The following is a 3,631-nucleotide window of genomic DNA, read 5'->3' as shown; positions in this document are numbered from 1 at the left end:
CCGGACGGCAACCTGGTCGAGGTCGCCAGCTACCGACGTGCGGATTAGCCTCGTCGGCATGGACCACGCCAACGAGACGGGCCGATTCGGCACCGATGTGTACGCGCACCGACTGAAGGCTGCGGCGGAGGCCACGGCGGCGGCCGGCCTGGCGGGGTTGGTCATCACACCCGGCTACGACCTGCGCTATCTGCTCGGCTCGCGGGCCCAGACCTTCGAGCGCCTCACCGCGCTGGTTCTGGGTACGGGGGAGCCCACCGTCGTGGTGCCACGAATGGAGCTGGCCTCGCTGAAGGAGTCGGCGGTGCCGGAACTCGGCCTCTCCGTGCGGGATTGGGTGGATGGCGAGGATCCGTACCAGCTGGTGGCGGACGCGCTCGGCGGGGCGCCGGCGGCCACTGCGGTCACCGATTCGATGCCCGCGCTGCACCTGCTGCCGTTGGCCGAGGTGCTCGGCGTCGTTCCCGTGCTGGCCACCGATGTGCTGCGCAGGCTGCGGATGATCAAGGACGCGGCCGAGATCGACGCACTGCGCAAGGCGGGAGCCGCGATCGACCGGGTGCACGCCAGGGTGCCGGAGTTCCTGGTGCCGGGCCGGACCGAGGCGGACGTGGCCGCCGACATCGCGGCAGCCATTGTCGCCGAAGGACATTCGGAGGTGGCGTTCATCATCGTCGGGTCCGGCCCCAACGGCGCCGACCCCCACCACGAGTGCTCCGACCGGGAGCTGCGGGCCGGTGACGTGGTCGTCGTCGACATCGGTGGGCCCTATGACCCCGGCTACAACTCGGACTCAACCAGGACCTACAGCATCGGCACGCCCGAGCCGGAGGTGGCGCGGCGCTATTCGATTCTGCAAGAGGCGCAACGGGCGGCGGTCGCGACGGTCCGGCCAGGGGTGACCGCCGAACAGGTGGACGCTGCGGCGCGCGACGTGCTGGCAGCCGCGGGGCTGGCGGAGGCGTTCGTGCACCGCACCGGGCACGGCATCGGTCTTTCGGTGCACGAGGAGCCCTACATCGTGGCGGGCAATGACCTTCCGCTGCGGGAGGGCATGGCGTTCAGCGTCGAACCGGGCATCTACTTTCCCGGCGAGTGGGGTGCACGCATCGAGGACATCGTCGTCGTCACCGGTGACGGTGTGATGGCCGTGAATCAGCAGCCGCACGACCTCGTCGTGGTACCGGTCGAAGGCTAGCCGCCCAACCATGCGCGAATTCGTGTCGTCGGGGCCGCGCTGAAACATATGGTTGGCTGGCACTGAGTCTGGTGGCCAGAGGTGCGGGGGTACTGGTTATGGACGCTCGACCGTTCGGTCGGTACCAACTCCTTGATTCGTTGGGCCACGATGACGGTATCCAGCTGTTCAGGGCGTACGACACCGCGACGGCGCGCACGGTTGCACTGAAGCTGTTGCCGCCTCACCTGGTGCAGGATCGGCGTTTCGCCGAGCCGTTCGAGCGCGAAGCGCATTCTGCGATGGCGCTCAACGACCCTAGTGCCATGCCGATGCACGGCTTCGGCGAGATCGATGGATGGTGGTATCTCGAATCGCCCCTCGATCCATGGCTGGCGCCCAACGCTGACCGGCGCGCACTGCGCTACGTCGCGCTGGTGGGGTCGGTTGTCTTGTTGGTGGCCCTGTTGGTGCTCGTCGGCGCCCAGTTGCGCAGCGTGTCGGATCGCGAACGGAACCAATTGGCGGTCCAGACCGCAAGCCCGAATCCCACCCAACCCTCGGAGGTTCCGGCGCCTGACACGGCGGACGGTGACGAGTTCCAGCAGGCGGCGAGCAGGTTGGCACTGGATCTCACGACCACCAGCCCGGAGACGATCGACGCGGACGTCCAGCGGGTCTTGGACGCATCGACGGGCATCTTTCATGATGACTTCGAGAAGCGGTCGAAGGGTTTCGCCGATGTGGTGCGACAGTCGGGGTCGACGTCGACAGGCGACGTGGAAGCGACTGCGGTCGAATTGATGTCGGGGAATTCCGCCACCGTGCTCGCTGCCATCGCGGTCACCACTCGGAATGCCGCAAGCCCGAACCAGGAGCCACGCAAGTGGCGGATGCGGATAACCGTGCAGCGCCAGAGCGGGAAGATCCTGGCCTCGAATGTCGAGTTCTTCCCGTGATGCGGAATCGAGCACCGTCGCATCGGTTGTGGTGGACGGCCGTGGCAGCGGTTCTCATCGCCTGCGTGGCGGTCGGTCTCACCGCGATCGTGCTGAGTCTGAAATCGGGGGGTTCGACATCCTCACAGGGTGAATCCACCGCGCAACCGGCGCAGCCGACGAAGCCCGCACCACCGGACAGGGACGTGATCACATCGACTGGCAGCGACGCGGCGGTCGCGATCTTGTCCTACCGGGCACAGACCGTTGATGCCGATCTCGCTAGGGCCGAGCGCTATCTGACCGGTGAGTTCCTCGAGACGTTCACGCGTCTCGCGGACTCGACGGTCATTCCGGGGGCACAGCAGAAGAGCATCTCTGTAGAGGCGACTGTTTCGGCGATCGGAGTAAGCAGCGCAAACGACTCATCCGCCGAATTGCTGCTGTTCATCAACCAGACGACCACCGTGGGGACCCAGGCGCCGAGCGAGGCGACGAACAGCGTGTGGATGCACCTGGTCAAGGTCGGTTCACAATGGCTCGTCGATCAGTTCGAACCGCTGTAGAAGGGCCAGAAGCCTCAGTCGCCGCGGTCCAGCAGGTCTGATGACCCCAGCACCCGCTCGACCCGGATCTCGATGACCACGCGGCGCGGGTTGACCCGCGGCGTGCGATAGCGCTGGGCGTAGCGCAACTCGGCGTCGCGGACCGCGTCTGCGTCGGAGTTCACCGTCGCGCTGCCCTCCAGGGAGAGCCAGCGGGCGCCGTCGACCTGGCTGAGCACGGCGATGCCGCGCTCAGCGGCGTTCACCGCCTTCTGCGAGCCGCCCGAGGTGATCACCCGGGCTACGTGCGTCTTGGGATCGAAGGTGAAACCGACCGCGACGACGTGCGGTGAGGTGTCCGACCGTAGCGTGGTGAGCATGGCGAGATGGCGCTCGGTGAGGAACGCCATCGCGTCGTTGGTGAGCCTTGTGGTTGCCTTCGCCATCGATTCCCAACCTAGCGCAGGTCATAATCGCAGCCGTGGATGACACGGGCCTGGTGGTGATTTTCGGTGGCCGCAGCGAAATCGGCGTCGAACTGGCGACGCGGCTGGCTCGCGGAGCCACTGTGGTGCTTGCCGCGCGGGGCGCCGACCGGCTGACCGAAGAGGTGGCCGCCGTCACCACGGCAGGCGCGGCGGCCGTGCACGTGCGTGAGTTCGACGCCGATGACCTGGCCTCCCACGCCCCGCTCGTCGCGTCGATCGTCGCCGACCACGGCGCCATCGGCACCGCCGTGCTGGCCTTCGGCATCCTCGGCGACCAGGCCAGGGCCGAATCCGATCCCGCGCACGCCGCCGCCATCGTGCACACCGACTTCACCGCCCAGGTCAGCCTGCTGACCGTGTTGGCGGCCACCATGCGTGCGGCAGGCCAGGGCACCGTCGTGGTGTTCTCGTCGGTGGCCGGCGCCCGGGTGCGCCGCGCCAACTACGTGTACGGCTCGGCCAAGGCGGGTCTGGACGGGTTCG

Annotated in this window: 5 protein-coding genes; 4 read left to right on the top strand and 1 reads right to left on the bottom strand. The window is 67.6% G+C overall.

The features are described 5' to 3' along the window. The first annotated feature begins 58 nt into the window (after positions 1–58). From QOC69_RS25490 to QOC69_RS25480, 3 genes are all read left to right on the top strand, one after another. Positions 59–1,198 carry a M24 family metallopeptidase gene (locus QOC69_RS25490; protein WP_526444876.1) on the top strand — a complete coding sequence of 380 codons (1,140 nt, stop codon included), beginning with the start codon at positions 59–61 and terminating at the stop codon, positions 1,196–1,198. A 98-nt stretch (positions 1,199–1,296) separates the two neighbouring features. Continuing rightward, complete coding sequence (locus QOC69_RS25485; RefSeq protein ID WP_526444874.1) at positions 1,297–2,136, top strand: Rv1363c family protein; 840 nt, start codon at positions 1,297–1,299, stop codon at positions 2,134–2,136. A gap of 41 nt (positions 2,137–2,177) precedes the next feature. Further along, entirely contained in the window at positions 2,178–2,681 is a 504-nt protein-coding gene (locus tag QOC69_RS25480) for a hypothetical protein (protein ID WP_526444872.1), read from the top strand. A 14-nt stretch (positions 2,682–2,695) separates the two neighbouring features. On the opposite strand, the gene QOC69_RS25475 is transcribed toward QOC69_RS25480, so the two are convergent. Further along, complete coding sequence (locus QOC69_RS25475) at positions 2,696–3,106, bottom strand: F420-dependent biliverdin reductase (protein WP_526444870.1); 411 nt, start codon at positions 3,104–3,106, stop codon at positions 2,696–2,698. 35 nt (positions 3,107–3,141) lie between these two features. Here QOC69_RS25475 and QOC69_RS25470 point away from each other — a divergent pair. Continuing rightward, positions 3,142–3,631 (top strand): SDR family NAD(P)-dependent oxidoreductase (locus QOC69_RS25470; protein WP_526444868.1); only part of this gene is annotated, 490 nt, incomplete at its 3' end.

Source organism: Mycobacterium sp., from assembly GCF_032162105.1.
Classification (GTDB): Bacteria; Actinomycetota; Actinomycetes; order Mycobacteriales; family Mycobacteriaceae; genus Mycobacterium.
This window is presented reverse-complemented; position numbering and strand designations above follow the sequence as displayed.